The organism is Flavobacterium micromati, assembly GCF_900129585.1.
GTDB classification, from domain to species: Bacteria; Bacteroidota; Bacteroidia; order Flavobacteriales; family Flavobacteriaceae; genus Flavobacterium; species Flavobacterium micromati.
Window position 1 is genome coordinate 43,493 of sequence record NZ_FQWF01000009.1, and the last position, 15,953, is coordinate 59,445.

Here is a 15,953-nt window from a genome sequence, read left to right on the forward strand (position 1 = left end):
ATTTATTTTTTCTACTCTTGCTCTTTAGTTTTTTTGCTAAATTTATAAATTACAGGAAGTATTGTAAGGGCTACCAAAGTCAATACTATAAGTTCAATGTGCTCTTTTAAATCTATTTGGTAACTATTTAGTAAAAAACCGTAAAGATAATGTCCGGCAAAAATTAAAGTATAAGACCAGATAAAGGAACTTAATATGTTATAAAACATAAATCTCTTTTTATCCATAGAAACAATTCCTGCAACTATGGGTGCAAAAGTTCTAAATATGGGAAGAAATCTAGCAAAAATTATTGCTTTTCCTCCATATTTTTCAAAAAAATCTTTTGATTGAACCAAATATTTTCTTTTAAACCAAAAACTATCTTTCTTGTTATATAGGTAATAACCACTTTTTGAGCCGAACCAATATCCAACTATATTACCCAAAGTACCTGATACAGCAACTAACAAAGCCAAAAGAAAGACGTTTAAAAAATCATTATCAATAACCAAAATATTTTCTATTAATTCCCGACTGTAAATTCCAGCTAAAAACAATAAACTATCTCCCGGTAAAAAGAAACCGGCGAAGAGACCAGTTTCTGCAAATACAATAAATAAAACGATGTAAATTCCTAATTTTATTCCATTAATATCAAAATGGATGTAAAAAAGAGGATCTATTAAATTTTTCCAATCAAAACTGTTCATTCTTTATGATTTTTATGCTAAAATTATTTGCGTGTGAAAGTACTGAAAAAAAACATAAACAGCTATATATTGGATCTTTTTACAGTTTAATTAACTATTATTTTATCGATAAAATAAGTACTTCACCTGTCATTAATTATTAATTTCTTTCATACAAACAACAGTGATGTAAATTATTATAATCTTCGGCTGTCGCTTTTACCTCATCAGTATCGTGTCCTACTTTTGCGATTGCCTTTTTTACCAATAAAGTAGACGTCTTTTCTTCGTTAATAATTAGGTTTAACTGATGCGTTTCTAAATTCCACGAGGCCGACTTTACTCCAGCAACTGAATAAGCCGCTTTTTGAATTCTTTTTTGACATTGTTCACAATTACCATTTACGATAGTAACATATTTGGCATTTTTATTCTTTTTTTCTTGCGCTTGAACTGAAAATCCTGTAAAAATGACTACGATTATTAAAATTATATTTTTCATGTTTCCTCTTTCTTTTTTAAATTGATTATTTTATTTTAAAACGCAGTCCTGCATAATACATTTGTCCAAAAACTGGTGCAAAAACTATAGATGCATCAAAGGTAGGCCCAAAAGGATTATCATTACCTAAAATAACATTGTCTTGCTTATAATTTCCAATATTTTCTCCACCAAAGTAAACTTCAAATACAGAAGAAAATGTTCTGGTAACCTGTGCATTCATCAACGAATATGAAGGTGAAAAGGAAGCTAATCGATCTTTATCTGGATTAGACATTGTATTTGGTAATCGTTGTTGACCAATCCAGTTAAAAGTAAAATCGAATTTCCATTGCTGTCCTTTTTCTTTTATATGCGTTTCATACTCTAGGTTACTAAAAAAACGATGTTTGGCTTGCAGAGGATTTTGGAAAGTGCCAGAAATATAATCTGTTCTTACATCATAAAATTTATACGCTGATCGCAAATTAAAATGTTTTTTTAGTTCATAATTAAATTCCACTTGCATTGTATTAGCAATAGATTTTCCTCTCAAATTGTAAAATAATACTTGTTGCGAACCTACAGTGGCTGGCAATGTAAATAAATCTATTACAGCTTGATTTTGAAAATCAGTTTTGTAGAGATCAATACCTATGTCAGCATTACGACCAAAAATTGAAAATTTTTGGTTAAAACTTAATCCATAATTCCATGCAATTTCTGGATTTAAACCGTAAAATTTCCCAGCTGTATCTAAAATTGTTAGTACTCTCGAGCTAGCCAATAGAGACTGATTTTCGGCAAAAATATTGGCTGCTCGTTTCCCTCTTCCTGCAGAAAATCGTAAAACTCCTCTTTCCCACGGATTATATCGAGCATGAAGTCTTGGTGTAACAAAAATCCCTAACCGATTGTGGTTGTCGATCCGTCCACCAAGAATAACACTAAAATCATCTGTATTGTCGAAGGTATATTCGAAAAAAGCACCTACCGAATTATCAATCCTGCTGAAGTCATTTATATTAACGAATTCTCGATATTGATCAAAAGTGAAATTCAAACCAGTTGAAAATTTATTCATCGTATTATTAATTATCGAATTGAAGATTAAATTCGAATAATAGCTACTTTGCCTGATGTTGTATTGGTTTAAACCAAAATAAGAACGCTGATCATGGACATTAAATGCGTTTTGAAAACCAATACTTTGATAAGGCATATCTTTAAAAACGTACCCAACTTTAGTAGCAATATCTAGTCGATCTGTTTTTATTTCTGAACCCCAAAAGTTAGTTGTTCCTTTATCTCTTCTTGGATCAAAATTTAAATCTCCAGTTTGTTTAACATCATTCATATATCTAAAATTGATGAAACTTACCCACCCTTTTTCAGTATTAAGATACTGCCAACGATTTAATACATTAATTTGTTTTGCTAATGGATTATCTAAAAATCCATCATCATTCATATCATTTTTAGTAACTCTCGTATTGCCGTGAAGAAATAAACTACTACTCCATTTATCAGATATTTTAGTATTAAAATGAGTGTTTAACTCAAAACGAGAATCGGTGGATCCGTAAGCATTCAAGAAAAATGGAATATCACTTACCGGCTTAATTAACTCGGTATTTATTTGGCCAGATATACTTTCAAAACCATTCACCACACTGCCTGCACCTTTTGTAACTTGAATGCTTTCAACCCAGGTTCCTGGTGTAAATGATAAACCATAAGCTTGTGAAGCGCCTCGCACAGAAGGAACATTTTCTTCAGTTATCATCAAATACGGACTTGCTAAACCTAGCATTTTTATTTGTTTTGTTCCCGTCAACGCATCAGAAAAGTTGACATCAATTGATGGATTTGTCTCAAAACTTTCTGCAAGATTACAGCATGCAACTTTAAGAAATTCTTTGCTAGTAATTATCGATGTATTGGCGGTTACGCTATACGATTTTAGAATTCCTTTTTGCTTTTTTACAATTTTAACTTCCTCTAACTTTTCCTGCGCAAAGAGAGGAACAAAAGAAAAAATCGCAAAGAATAATATTGCTATTTTGCTCACTATAAAGTTGTTTAATGTTTATAAATAGTTGACTTAAACCACAAGAAGTGATCTAACTTTTAAAACATTAAAATCAGGCATAAAAGATATATTGATTACACAGTTTAAAGAATGGTGGCGCATTAGAATCGCAAAAATAAGAAGTGCTTTGAAATAGTATATAATTTTGAAGTGATGAAAACACAAAATTTTGTTTTTCATTAATCAAAAAGTGAAAGGGAAAGTTAGTCGCAAATACTTTTAGAATTGTATTATCTGATTTTTTTTGAAAATTCACTACTTTATCCTTACAGCAATCTTCTTTTTTTGTTTCGTTTTTAAGACAACAGTCTTCCAGTTGTTTATTGGAGATCACTGGATTTATTGTAATTGAAGCTAATTTGTCTCCACAATAATGCACATTAAAAGCTAATCCTATATTGGAAATCAATAATAGAAAAGCTAAAAAAAAGCTTATGGATTTTTTAATTTTCATCATACAAAATTAATTAAATTACAATTTTGGTACGCATAAATATTGTTAAAAAATAATTTTAAAAAACCACAATTGTATCTAGAATTAGTTTGTGGTATTATTCATAAATTAATTTATCAAATAGAAAAATAGCTTTCTTAGCTACAAAAATCAATAGTTAATTCTTTGATAATAAAATCCGGCAATAAATAACATTAAAAAAATAGGTTGAATCAAGAATCGACGGACATAAAACAGAAGCCAATTGTGGTTTTCTTCCGTAAAATAAATAATGAAGAACAACAAAAATATCAAAATTAAAAAGAAGAAACAGTATAATATAAAAGCAAATTTTATCATCTTTATTTCCCTAAAAAGAACATAAATAATCGATAGAGAGATAGAGGTATTTAAAGTGTATCTTAGAAGTAAACCTAAAAACAATTTTAACGAGCTAACATCCGGCAATGGCAACACAGTAAAATCCTGCTTAAAAAAATCTAAAAATGGATCATAAAACAATTGATTTTCAAAAGCGCGCACAAGCACTAATAATAAAATTAGAAAGAATAATTGAATAATCCGGATTTTGTTATTTAGTATTTTTTGAAGCATATTTAGAGAATTTTTGGATCCAAAATAACCATAAAATAAAAACTACTCCATATAGTGATAACGGAAAAATAACTTTGTGAAGCATGGATTCTTGATTTGGAAAATGAAATATTAGCATGCTTAAAGCCGCTATTCTAAATACGTTCAGTATATAAATAATTAAGCTTCCGCCAAAAACAAAAAGCACAGTTGGTGTAAATTTACCCGAGAAAGCGATAACGAAAGAGACAAACAAAATTATCACACTTACAGCGTTGCAGCCCTCAATAATTCGAGCTACATATTTATTATTATAAAACAACTTCATATACGGATTAGAACTACTTTCTTGAACGGATGCGTCTGCATCAAAAACGAGCAAGACTTGTTCAGTATTGATACCAACTATTTTTGTAATAGAATCAGTTTTATTAACACCAAATGTACTGAGGAATTTTTGGTATGAAAAACTAAGTACAATGTAAGTCAAAAAAAAGCTTGCAATAAAAATTAGAAAAGGTCGATATAAAACAAAATATTTTTTCAATGTCGGTTATTTTAGACAAATTTACTTATTTATTGAAATTACTTTAAATACTTTTACGCAATAAAAAAGAAAACAATGACATTTCAAGAATTACAGCCAAAAGTAACTCAAATAACTTTGAACACAAGCCTTTCACGAGACGAAAAGCTTTTAACTATTTGTCAATTATTAAGTGACTCTGTTTCGTATTATAATTGGGTAGGATTTTACTTTGCCAATCACGAAAGTAAAACTTTGCATTTAGGTCCTTATGTAGGCGCAGAAACTGATCACACTGTAATTCCTTTTGGAAAAGGAATTTGCGGACAAGTTGCTGAAAGCAATGCTAATTTTGTAGTTCCCGATGTCGCAGCCCAAGACAATTATATTGCTTGTAGTTTTACAGTAAAATCTGAGATTGTAGTTCCACTTTTTGTGGATGGAAAAAACATAGGACAAATAGATATTGACAGCCACGTAATTAATCCGTTTACTGCGGATGATGAGCGATTTTTAGAATTTGTTTGTGCAGAAATAGCGAATTTGTTTTAATGACATTTCTTTAACAACCAATTAAAAACATTTTATGAAATTCATTTTTTTTATTCTTTTTTTAATTCCATTTTCTGCATTTTCACAAAGTCCAATTAAAAAAATCTATCTTGACTCGTTATGGAGTGAAACAAACGAAACAAACCACAAATATCACAGAATTATTGAATCATTTGACGCAATGAATGAGTCATATTACATCAAAGATGACTATAAATTTGGCGTTTTACAAATGGAAGGAAATTCCAAAACCGAAGATGGATCAAGTAAAAACAGGATAGTTTATGTATTATGATGAAAACGAGAATAAAAAACATGAAACAAACTACTATAAATAGCGATTACTGGGAAAGGATGAAAGCTGGTACGAAAATGGATTAAAAAAAATACAAGAGGAATATTTTGAACCAAAAAATGGTTTTTCATCGATTTACAAAATAAAAAATTTTTAAAATTCAGAAGGTATTCAAACTGCCGTTGATGAAAATGTCTATTTTGAAGCCAAAACTGAAGATGGGTTTGAATCAGGAAATAAAAAAAATGGCTGCAAAGACGTAACTTGGAAAGGAGAATATAACAAGAAACTTAAATACACCGCAGAATACGAAAAAGAGGAATTTATTTCTGGAGTGAGTGCAGATAGCGCAGGTAAAAAATGCAAATATAATCACATCGAAATTAAACCAACACCTTTCAGTGGTATTGCAAGTTTTTATAATCATGTTGACAAAATTTTACTGTTCCAAAAGAGTTGTAAAACTTAAAAGGAACTATTGCAATTAGATTTGTTGTTGGTAGAGACGGAGAAATCATAGAACCAAAAATTATAAAATCAACAAATAAAATTTTTGATCGAGAGGCAATTAGAGTAATTACTAGTTATGGCAAATGGAAACCCGGTAGACAAAGAGGTCAACAAGTAAGAGTACTTTATACAATCCCGCTCACATTATCTGGACGTCAATAAAAAGAATCTGGTTTCAAAATAATTATCATCAGATAACTTCTATTTCAAAAAATAAACACTACTTTTGCAACCGTCTTACAATAGCTGTTTGACATACATAAAAATCATTAAACAAATATTGGAATGTATTTAACTAAAGAGATTAAAGAAGAAATCTTCGCTAAACACGGAGAAAAAACAAACACTGGAAAATCAGAAGCTCAAATTGCTTTGTTCACTTTCAGAATTAGCCACTTAACTGAGCACTTGAAAAAAAATCGTCACGATTATAATACAGAGCGTTCATTAGTATTGCTAGTAGGTAAAAGAAGATCATTGTTAGATTACTTGAAAAAGACAGAAATCAACAGATATCGTGAAATTATCAAAGTATTGAATATCAGAAAATAATCAATATAAAAAGAGGTGCGCAAGTGCCTCTTTTTTATTTTACAGTTTTGAGTCACTTATTCTATTTCAATCCTGACACAAAAGGGATTACAATCAAGACTCTGCTACAAAGTCATTACATTATGTTATTGACATATAAAAAAAGTTCGGTTTTTCATTGGGTTTTAGGCATTAACTACGCAAAACAACAACTACAACACAACTAGAACCCATGTTTAACTAAAAAATTAAATTTATGATTCCACAATTATTTGTAGAAAGTATCGATTTAGGTGATGGCAGAAACATCACAATCGAGACAGGTCGTTTAGCTAAACAAGCGGACGGATCTGTGGTAGTAAGAATTGGTAAAACTGTAATCTTAGGAACAGTTGTATCATCAAGAAAAGCAAGTCCAGGTATCGATTTTCTTCCACTTACGGTAGATTACCGAGAAAAATTTGCAGCAGCAGGTCGTTTCCCAGGAGGTTTCTTTAAAAGAGAAGCACGTCCAAGTGACAACGAAGTATTAACAATGCGTTTAGTTGACCGTGTATTGCGTCCGCTTTTCCCAGATGACTATCATGCAGAAGTGCAAGTTATGATTCAGTTAATGTCTCATGACGAAGATGTAATGCCAGATGCATTAGCAGGATTAGCAGCTTCGGCGGCTTTAGCACTATCTGACATTCCTTTTGAAACTTTAATTTCTGAAGCTAGAGTAGGTCGTATTGATGGAAAATTCATCATCAACCCATCTCGTGCTCAATTAGCATTATCAGATATTGATATGATGATTGGAGCTTCTATGGATTCTATCGCAATGGTGGAAGGCGAAATGAAAGAAATCTCAGAAGCTGATATGTTAGAAGCAATTAAATTTGCACATGAACATATCAAAAACCAAATTTCAGCTCAATTGCGTTTGCAGGCTGCCTTTGGCAAAAAAGAAGTTCGTACTTACGAAGGAGAAAGAGAAGATGAAGCTATCTACGCTAAAGTAAAAGCAGCAGCTTACGATAAAATTTACGCTATTGCTAGCAAAGGTTCTGCTAAACAAGAACGTTCTGCAGCATTTGATGCGGTAAAAGAAGAAGTTAAAGCTTTATTTACTGAAGAAGAATTGGCAGTAGACGGAGAATTAGTTTCTAAATATTTCAAAAAAACAAACAAGGAAGCAGTTCGTAACGTAACCTTAGATTTAGGAACACGTTTAGACGGAAGAAAAACTACAGAAATCAGAGATATCTGGTGTGAAGTAGATTATTTACCATCGGTACACGGATCTGCATTATTTACCCGTGGAGAAACTCAAGCATTGGCAACAGCCACTTTAGGAACTTCTAGAGAAGCAAACCAAATTGATTCACCATCACAACAAGGAGAAGAAAAATTCTACTTGCACTATAACTTCCCTCCTTTCTCAACTGGAGAAGCTCGTCCCTTAAGAGGAACTTCAAGAAGAGAAGTAGGTCACGGAAACTTGGCGCAAAGAGCATTGAAAAATATGATTCCTGCTGATTGCCCTTACACAATACGTGTAGTTTCTGAAGTATTAGAATCGAATGGTTCATCATCCATGGCAACAGTTTGTGCTGGAACATTATCATTGATGGATGCTGGTATTCAAATGATTCGTCCCGTTTCTGGAATTGCAATGGGATTAATTACAGATGGAGAACGCTATGCAGTATTGTCCGATATTCTTGGTGATGAAGATCACTTAGGAGATATGGACTTTAAAGTTACTGGAACTTCCGAAGGAATTACAGCTTGTCAAATGGACATCAAGATTGACGGATTGAAATACGAGATTATGGAAGCAGCATTGGCTCAAGCCCGTGATGGTCGTTTGCATATCCTTGGAAAATTAATCGAAACTTTAGCAGCTCCAAAAGAGGATGTTAAAGCTTACGCTCCAAAAATTATTACTAGAAGAATTCCTAACGCGTTCATTGGTGCGTTAATTGGTCCTGGTGGAAAAGTAATTCAAGAATTACAGAAAACCACTGGAACAACAATTGTTATCAATGAAGACCCAATTACGGAAGAAGGAGTTATTGAAATTTTAGGTACTGATCCAGCTGGAATCGAAGCGGTATTGGCTAAAATCAAGTCAATCACTTTCAAACCTCAAATGAATGAGTCTTATGAAGTGAAAGTAATTAAAATGTTAGATTTTGGTGCAGTTGTAGAATATACGTCAGCTCCAGGAAACGAAGTTTTGCTACATGTATCTGAATTAGCTTGGGAACGCACAGAAAATGTTGCTGATGTTGTAAACATGGGCGATGTTTTCCAAGTGAAATACTTAGGTATGGATCCTAAAACCAGAAAAGAAAAAGTGTCCAGAAAAGCACTTATGCCAAGACCTCCTCGTGAGGAAAGAAAAGAGTAATCAGATCTTAAGTTTACTAAAGGTTTATTTATAGAAAATCCCAATTCATTTAGTTGAATTGGGATTTTCGTTTTTTATAAAACATCCGCTTAATGAAGATCAAACTTTATAAATTAAATTATAATTTTTCATTAAATCACAAATTATTATATTTACAACTCTAATTTGTAAAATATGTTTACCCAAGAATTTAAAAAAGCGATACAAGAGTTACCAAGTGCTGAGAAAGACAAGTTAATTTTTAGGCTTTTAAAAAAAGATCGAGATCTCACCAACAGACTGCATTTTGAACTAGTGGATACAGAAACGGTCGAGGACAAGAGGATGGCCTTTGAAAAAGTCATGATAAAAAAAATTGATCATTTTACAGAGCAGTTTTATTCGGTTGGATATTTACTTCAAGACACTCGTTATGTAAGCGGTGATATAAGTGCACACGTAAAAATTACCAAAGACAAGTTTGGCGAAATAAGTTTGAATATAAAAATGCTGAATCATCTCCTATTGCTGAATAATGAAAGAATTCAAAGTCAAAGTTATGGAAAGGCCTATACGATGTGCATCTATGTAATTGCGAGAGCTTTTAAAATTTTGATTTTGATAAAAGCAATTGACGATGATTATTTTTTAGATTTCAAAGAGGATTTGCAAAAGCTTGGAATATTAATCGGCAAAAATTCTTTATTAATGAAAACTGCTATACACAATGGCTTAGACGTAAACTGGCTAATAAATGGTGAAATTCCCCAAGATATTGTTGCTTATCATAAAAATATTAGGCAACAAGGATATTTGAAATAAATTTCTGTTGACGGCTAATATTTACGCACTTCTAGAGTTTCAAAATTTTATAAAAAATGAAATTAAAACCTAAACATCATTTAAGCCATAGATCGCATTAGGGATAGAAGCAATTGTTTAAGCTCTTATTGTGATACGCAGCGAAATAATAAAGCGAGTGCGGATTGCCCGATTCGCCGTGGCGAAAATGCCCTCATTTAAATGAAAGCAATAATAATTATAAAAACTTTTTGAAATAATGTAACTTTTTTGCAACTCCACACGTATAATTACTTGTACACTTAAAATGGAGGACACAAAAACATGAGACAACTTAAAATCACCAAGCAGGTAACGAATCGTGAAACTGCATCATTAGACAAATATTTACAAGAAATAGGTAAAGTTGATCTTATTACAGCTGACGAAGAAGTAGAATTAGCTCAAAAAATTAAAGCTGGTGACCAAAAAGCCTTAGAAAAATTGACAAAAGCGAATTTACGTTTTGTTGTTTCGGTGGCTAAACAATATCAAAATCAAGGACTTACTCTACCCGATTTAATTAATGAAGGAAACTTAGGATTGATTAAAGCAGCACAACGTTTTGATGAAACTCGTGGTTTCAAATTCATCTCGTATGCAGTTTGGTGGATTCGTCAATCGATTCTTCAAGCCTTAGCTGAACAATCTCGTATCGTTCGTTTACCATTAAACAAGATTGGTTCTATCAATAAAATCAACAAAATGTACGCTTTATTAGAGCAATCTAACGAGCGTCCACCATCTGCTGAAGAAATTGCAAAAGAGCTTGACATGACTGTAAATGACGTAAAAGAGTCAATGAAAAATTCTGGTCGTCACTTATCAATGGATGCTCCTCTTGTAGAAGGTGAAGATTCTAACTTATATGACGTTTTGCGTTCTGGTGAATCTCCAAATCCAGACAGAGAATTAATCCACGAATCATTACGTACTGAAATTGAGCGTTCATTAGAAACATTAACTCCTAGAGAAGCTGATGTTGTTCGTTTATACTTTGGTTTAGGTGATCAACACCCAATGACTTTAGAGGAAATTGGAGAAACTTTCGACCTAACTCGTGAGCGCGTTCGTCAAATTAAGGAAAAAGCAATCCGCAGATTAAAACATACTTCTAGAAGTAAAATCCTAAAGACTTACTTAGGATAAAAATATAAGTTCCAAATTTTTAAATTCCAAATTCCGATAATTAGAATTTGGAATTTTTTTGAAAATGGAATTTTTACAACAAACAACAGTTTGATTGACTGTTCGTTTTTTGATTGATGATTGAAACCTCGGCTGATTACCGAGGTTTTATTTTTTTTTAGTAAAACCTTAGTCACTTCAACCAAAGCGCTTGGGTATTCAAGGTTTAATTTTTTGTGCATCTGAATTCTTTTCACTTTTCACTAATATGGGCGTAACCCTTCGTAAAAACTTCGGGTCGGGCTTTCGGCTTTATCTCTCCGTTGCTCTACGAGGATACCGCCTCTATCCCTTACGCAAAAAGTAGTATACACCACGAATTGACTCTAAAAAAACTTTCGCCATTTGTTTCAAAAAAACTACTTTTGCAAAAACTACAACCTAATAATCTGCTTCAACTACAGATTAAACAACAACACAAATGAAAAATACACTTATTGCTCCTTCAGTTCTTGCTGCTGATTTTGGAAACTTACAACGTGACATCGAAATGATCAATAATTCAGAAGCCGATTGGTTTCATATTGACATCATGGATGGCGTTTTTGTTCCGAACATCTCCTACGGAATGCCCGTTCTAGAAGCAATTAATAAACATGCAAAAAAAACAATCGACGTTCACTTAATGATTGTAGATCCCGATCGCTACATCAAAACATTTGCTGATTTAGGAGCAAATATATTAAGTGTACATTACGAGGCTTGCACACATCTTCACAGAACCTTACAAGCTATCAAAGCCGAAGGGATGAAAGCTGGTGTAGCAATAAATCCGCATACTAATATAGATTTATTAGAAGATGTAATCAATGACATTGATTTAGTTTGCATAATGAGCGTAAATCCAGGTTTTGGAGGTCAATCTTTTATAGAAAATGCCTACGCCAAAATTAAAAAATTAAAAGATTTGATCAGTAGAAAAGGGGCAGCTACGCTTATTGAAGTAGATGGCGGCGTAACTAATAAAAATGCAAAACAACTCGTTGAAGCTGGAGCTGATGTTTTAGTAGCCGGTAATTTTGTTTTCAAAGCCGAAAATCCCACACAAACAATACACGATTTAAAAAAACTAACTTGTTTCTAATAAATGGCGCCTAAAGCGCCATTTATTGTTTTAAATAGTGTTTTGACTTTACACTACATTGCCTATTTCAATCTAAATATTATCGAAATTGAAATGGGCTTTTACTTTTGACATGCTTTCCATAATTACGTTTAAAATAATTTTTCTATTTCTTTCAAGTCCTCGTTAATCTTAAATATTGCAACAAGATTATCTACCGATCAAAAAGATGCGCTAATTTCATTAATGACTCTAATAAAATTTGGTCTGTTTGTTCAAAACGTTAGATACATCCTAACGAAACACCTGCTCTATTAGCCAGTTCCGATTGCTCAATTTTTTACTTTTTCTTAATTTCTTGGATCGTTCAACAAGTTCGTTTTGTACCTGGCCAGAAGTTTTGCTAATGGAGTAACTTTCATTTTAGATAACATATTAGCCTCATAAAGTGATTTTTAGCATAAATAGCTATTATGTTAGCTAGTAATAATATAATTCGAAATAAACATGCTCCCTTGTTTCTTAGAAATTAATGAGAATAATGATCATTAAATTAGATTATTTACAACGCCATATATTGGCAGACAAATCATTTATCTTTGAGAAATAAATCTCATAATTATGTCAAAATTAATCTATTTTAAAAGATATTTATACATCATAGACCGCTTGAGGAGTTATCCCTGTGATTTTAAAATATTACAAGAATACGTAATGCGTAAACTTAAAAAGGAAGACATTGAAACCGACTTTGAATATTCGGTGCGCACTTTTGAACGAGACAAAAAAGATATTTTTGACCTTTTCGGAATCACTATTCAGTATAATCGCAAAGACAAAACCTATTGCATGAACGAAGACGAAATAGAAGACCAGTCGGTAACTCGCATGATTGATGCTTTCTCCATCCATCATGCGTTGCAGGAAGGAAACAAATTGTCGCCAAGTGTTTTTCTCGAAAAGCGAAAATCATTGGGAACAGAAAATATTCACGCTATTATTCACGCTATTCAAAATTTATTTATTTTAAAATTTACACATAAAAAACATTGGGAAGACTTCACAACCCACCGCGAAGTAAAACCCATTGCTATAAAAGAATCGCAGCAAAGATGGTATTTAATTGCATTTGACAAAAAAGATGAAAAAATAAAAACCTTTGGCTTGGATCGGATTTCAAATATGAGGATTACTGATGTAAATTTCAAACCCGTTCCCTGTAATGTAAACCAAGAATACATACACGCATTTGGAATAGAAACGTACAAACCCGCAGAGAGAATAGTTTTGGAATTTACATGGCAACAGGGTAATTACGTAAAGAGTTTTCCGCTACACGAATCCCAAGTTATTATCGAAGAAAATAAGAATAGGGTTTTAATTGCTTTATTTATGTGTCCCACAAATGACATTATATTGGAGCTTTTAAAACAAGGGCCAGAAGTAAAAGTAATTTCGCCAATTTCGCTACAACAGGAAATAAAAAATAGAATATCAAAAATGAATAAATTGTATAATTAAATGGAATCGTTCACAGCAATAGATTTTGAAACCGCTCAAGGTTATCGTCACAGCATTTGCCAAGTCGGCCTCGTAAGAATAGAAAAAGGAATTATAACTGCAGAAATGAATATACTAATCCAACCACCTGACAATTATTATTGGAGCCGGTTTACAGATATACACGGAATTTCACCAGAAGACACAATCGCTGCACCAACTTTTGACAAAGTTTGGAATCAAATTGCACCTTTTATCGAAAACCAAAATGTTGTTGCCCATAATGGTTTTGCGTTTGATTTCCCTGTTTTAAGCAAAACCCTAGAATACTATGGATTGCCTACACCTGACTACAACAAATTTTGTACATATAGGATTTTTAAGTCAAATTTAGCTAACTTGTGCAGCGAATTTGAGATAAAATTAAATCATCATGATGCATTGAGCGATGCGAAAGCTTGTGGGCAACTTTTCAAAATGCATTTAAACAAATAATGAATATGGATAAAATCGAGAATTTATTACAACAGGTTTCAATCATTCAAAAAAAATATGATGAAATCGCTAAGATTACAGGAGAAAATTTTAATATTTTCTCTATTATGAGAGCTGAAACTGACGAAGTAAGAACACATTCAAGGATAATTGCAGAATTATTAAATCCTAAAGGATTACATAGTCAAGGGAGTATTTTTTTAAAGCTTTTTTTTGAAGAAGTAAAAGATTTAAATGATATTCTAGAAAACTTTGATTACGATAATGCCCAAGTTGTGGTAGAAGAACATACTGGAAGAATCGATGAAGATTATTCAGAAGGTGGTTTCATCGATATTATTTTAAAAGATTCAAAAAACCAAGTGGTGATTGAAAATAAAATAAATGCTGGTGATCAAAAAGGCCAACTATTGAGGTATAAAAATAAATATCCTAACTGCAAATTGCTGTATTTAACCTTAGATGGTAAAAAACCTAATGAGTCAAGTTACAAAATCGAAAAAGGTCAGGAGTTAAAATTAGAAGATATTATATTAGTTTCCTATAAGGAAGTCATTAAAAACTGGCTCGAAAAATGTCTTGAAAAAACATATTCTCTTCCTGTAATTAGAGAAACGTTAGTACAATATTTATATCTAATAAAGAAATTAACAAATCAAACAACAAACATAAAAATGGAAAATGAAATTTTAGATAATATTTTAAACAATCCTCAAAATATAGAAAGTGCCTTGATCATTGCTGGAGTTGGGTTAGATAACATTAAACTGGGAATTTGTAAAAGACTAATCAGTAAAATTCAAAACAAAGTAGGAAATAATCTAATAACAAAAGATTATGACGCCACAGTTTCATTTGGGAAATTAGAGTCAGGAATGTGGTTTTCTTCGCAAGAAGAATTCAAGATTGGAGTTTTACTTTGGTTTGACGCTAATTACAATTTAAACCTAGGTATAGATGTGAATTGTCATACTCATGATGAGAAACAAGCAATAAGAAAAATTTGTGGTAGTGATACAAATTGGATTACGGCCACAGATGATTTTAATGAAAATTTTAACAATCTGAAATGGGAAGAAATTTTGTTAGAAAACAACATAAGTGAAATTGTTATTAAAATCATGAAACTAATTGAAACCGTGAAAATATTAGAAGAAAAGATATGAAAACTTGTAAAACAATTTAAAAGTTAAATCACAACAACGATTCTACACCGACACACCCTAAAAATGTGTCGTTTTTGATTTATTAAAGATTGAAAAAATATATATTTCTAGACCGTCATCTTTTGGCATACTTGCTAATTTCCTTTGTTATATAAAAAATAAAGATGAAAACATATTTCCAAAAAAACGAAAATCAGTTTATTGCTTCAATGATTTTAAATAGCACTACCGATATTAATAACAAGGAAAATCTAAAAAAAATCAATAGTTATTTTATAAACAAATTTATGAAATACGAAAAACTTTTAGCAAAAAATCAAACAGAACTAGAGTTACTAAAAAGTCAACCCAAATATTTTGGTTTTGCAATTGCTTCAGGAAATAATAGAGCTGAAAAAGTTATTGAATTAGCACTTTCAACACTTACACATAATGATAAGCTGATGGTTGATAATGTTTCTATACTTCTACTAATTTCTTCCATAAACGGCGGAATTGACTTAGACGAAATTGGATTAATCAACGATTCTATTCAAGAAAAAGCGGATTTTAAAGCAAGTATTACGATGGACGTTAGCGAAGATGAAAATCTTGGAGAGGCTATTGCTGTTGCTATACTGATATCATAAAATTTAAAGT

18 protein-coding genes are annotated in these 15,953 nt (G+C 31.7%); 12 read left to right on the forward strand and 6 right to left on the reverse strand.

All coding sequences use genetic code 11. The annotated features are described in order from the left end of the window. Positions 1–11 precede the first annotated feature (11 nt). From BUB42_RS10510 to xrtF, 6 genes are all read right to left on the reverse strand, one after another. Entirely contained in the window at positions 12–692 is a 681-nt protein-coding gene (locus BUB42_RS10510) for a DedA family protein (protein WP_073019949.1), read from the reverse strand. Positions 693–831: 139 nt separating this feature from the next. After that, on the reverse strand, positions 832–1,173 hold the full coding sequence (locus BUB42_RS10515) for a heavy-metal-associated domain-containing protein (protein ID WP_073019951.1): 342 nt from the start codon (positions 1,171–1,173) through the stop codon (positions 832–834). A gap of 25 nt (positions 1,174–1,198) precedes the next feature. Then, the gene (locus BUB42_RS10520; RefSeq protein ID WP_073019953.1) at positions 1,199–3,223 is read right to left on the reverse strand and encodes a TonB-dependent receptor plug domain-containing protein; all 2,025 of its coding nucleotides are present in this window, start codon (positions 3,221–3,223) and stop codon (positions 1,199–1,201) included. Positions 3,224–3,296: 73 nt separating this feature from the next. Next, positions 3,297–3,701 carry an HYC_CC_PP family protein gene (locus BUB42_RS16935; protein ID WP_396177841.1) on the reverse strand — a complete coding sequence of 135 codons (405 nt, stop codon included), beginning with the start codon at positions 3,699–3,701 and terminating at the stop codon, positions 3,297–3,299. A gap of 147 nt (positions 3,702–3,848) precedes the next feature. After that, positions 3,849–4,292, reverse strand: a complete 444-nt coding sequence (locus BUB42_RS10530) for an exosortase F system-associated membrane protein (protein ID WP_073019957.1) — start codon at positions 4,290–4,292, stop codon at positions 3,849–3,851. Continuing rightward, positions 4,270–4,818 carry an exosortase family protein XrtF gene (gene xrtF, locus BUB42_RS10535; RefSeq protein ID WP_073019958.1) on the reverse strand — a complete coding sequence of 183 codons (549 nt, stop codon included), beginning with the start codon at positions 4,816–4,818 and terminating at the stop codon, positions 4,270–4,272. The genes BUB42_RS10530 and xrtF overlap by 23 nt, the downstream gene beginning before the upstream one ends. A gap of 75 nt (positions 4,819–4,893) precedes the next feature. Between xrtF and BUB42_RS10540 the strand changes: the two genes are divergently transcribed. The 12 genes from BUB42_RS10540 (at position 4,894) to BUB42_RS10600 (ending at position 15,943) form a co-directional block, all read left to right on the forward strand. After that, entirely contained in the window at positions 4,894–5,349 is a 456-nt protein-coding gene (locus BUB42_RS10540; RefSeq protein ID WP_073019960.1) for a GAF domain-containing protein, read from the forward strand. Positions 5,350–5,383: 34 nt separating this feature from the next. After that, the gene (locus tag BUB42_RS10545; RefSeq protein WP_073019962.1) at positions 5,384–5,644 is read left to right on the forward strand and encodes a hypothetical protein; all 261 of its coding nucleotides are present in this window, start codon (positions 5,384–5,386) and stop codon (positions 5,642–5,644) included. Positions 5,645–6,121: 477 nt separating this feature from the next. After that, complete coding sequence (locus tag BUB42_RS16940; protein WP_084118329.1) at positions 6,122–6,316, forward strand: energy transducer TonB; 195 nt, start codon at positions 6,122–6,124, stop codon at positions 6,314–6,316. A 123-nt stretch (positions 6,317–6,439) separates the two neighbouring features. Further along, on the forward strand, positions 6,440–6,706 hold the full coding sequence (rpsO, locus tag BUB42_RS10555; protein ID WP_066079886.1) for a 30S ribosomal protein S15: 267 nt from the start codon (positions 6,440–6,442) through the stop codon (positions 6,704–6,706). A 235-nt stretch (positions 6,707–6,941) separates the two neighbouring features. Then, the gene (locus BUB42_RS10560; RefSeq protein WP_073019964.1) at positions 6,942–9,083 is read left to right on the forward strand and encodes a polyribonucleotide nucleotidyltransferase; all 2,142 of its coding nucleotides are present in this window, start codon (positions 6,942–6,944) and stop codon (positions 9,081–9,083) included. A gap of 174 nt (positions 9,084–9,257) precedes the next feature. Then, positions 9,258–9,884 (forward strand): hypothetical protein, encoded by a 627-nt coding sequence (locus tag BUB42_RS10565; RefSeq protein ID WP_073019966.1) that lies wholly within the window; start codon positions 9,258–9,260, stop codon positions 9,882–9,884. 303 nt (positions 9,885–10,187) lie between these two features. Next, a complete protein-coding gene (locus tag BUB42_RS10570; RefSeq protein WP_007137700.1) occupies positions 10,188–11,051 on the forward strand; it encodes a sigma-70 family RNA polymerase sigma factor in 864 nt (287 codons plus the stop codon). Positions 11,052–11,511: 460 nt separating this feature from the next. Next, on the forward strand, positions 11,512–12,174 hold the full coding sequence (gene rpe / locus BUB42_RS10580) for a ribulose-phosphate 3-epimerase (protein WP_073019970.1): 663 nt from the start codon (positions 11,512–11,514) through the stop codon (positions 12,172–12,174). 600 nt (positions 12,175–12,774) lie between these two features. After that, the gene (locus BUB42_RS10585; protein ID WP_073019972.1) at positions 12,775–13,674 is read left to right on the forward strand and encodes a helix-turn-helix transcriptional regulator; all 900 of its coding nucleotides are present in this window, start codon (positions 12,775–12,777) and stop codon (positions 13,672–13,674) included. Continuing rightward, positions 13,675–14,148, forward strand: a complete 474-nt coding sequence (locus BUB42_RS10590; protein ID WP_073019973.1) for a 3'-5' exonuclease — start codon at positions 13,675–13,677, stop codon at positions 14,146–14,148. Positions 14,149–14,153: 5 nt separating this feature from the next. After that, on the forward strand, positions 14,154–15,314 hold the full coding sequence (locus tag BUB42_RS10595) for a PDDEXK-like family protein (protein ID WP_170857217.1): 1,161 nt from the start codon (positions 14,154–14,156) through the stop codon (positions 15,312–15,314). Positions 15,315–15,478: 164 nt separating this feature from the next. Next, positions 15,479–15,943, forward strand: coding sequence for an FtsZ/tubulin family protein (locus tag BUB42_RS10600; RefSeq protein ID WP_073019977.1), 465 nt, complete (start codon positions 15,479–15,481; stop codon positions 15,941–15,943). The last annotated feature ends 10 nt before the right edge of the window (positions 15,944–15,953 follow it).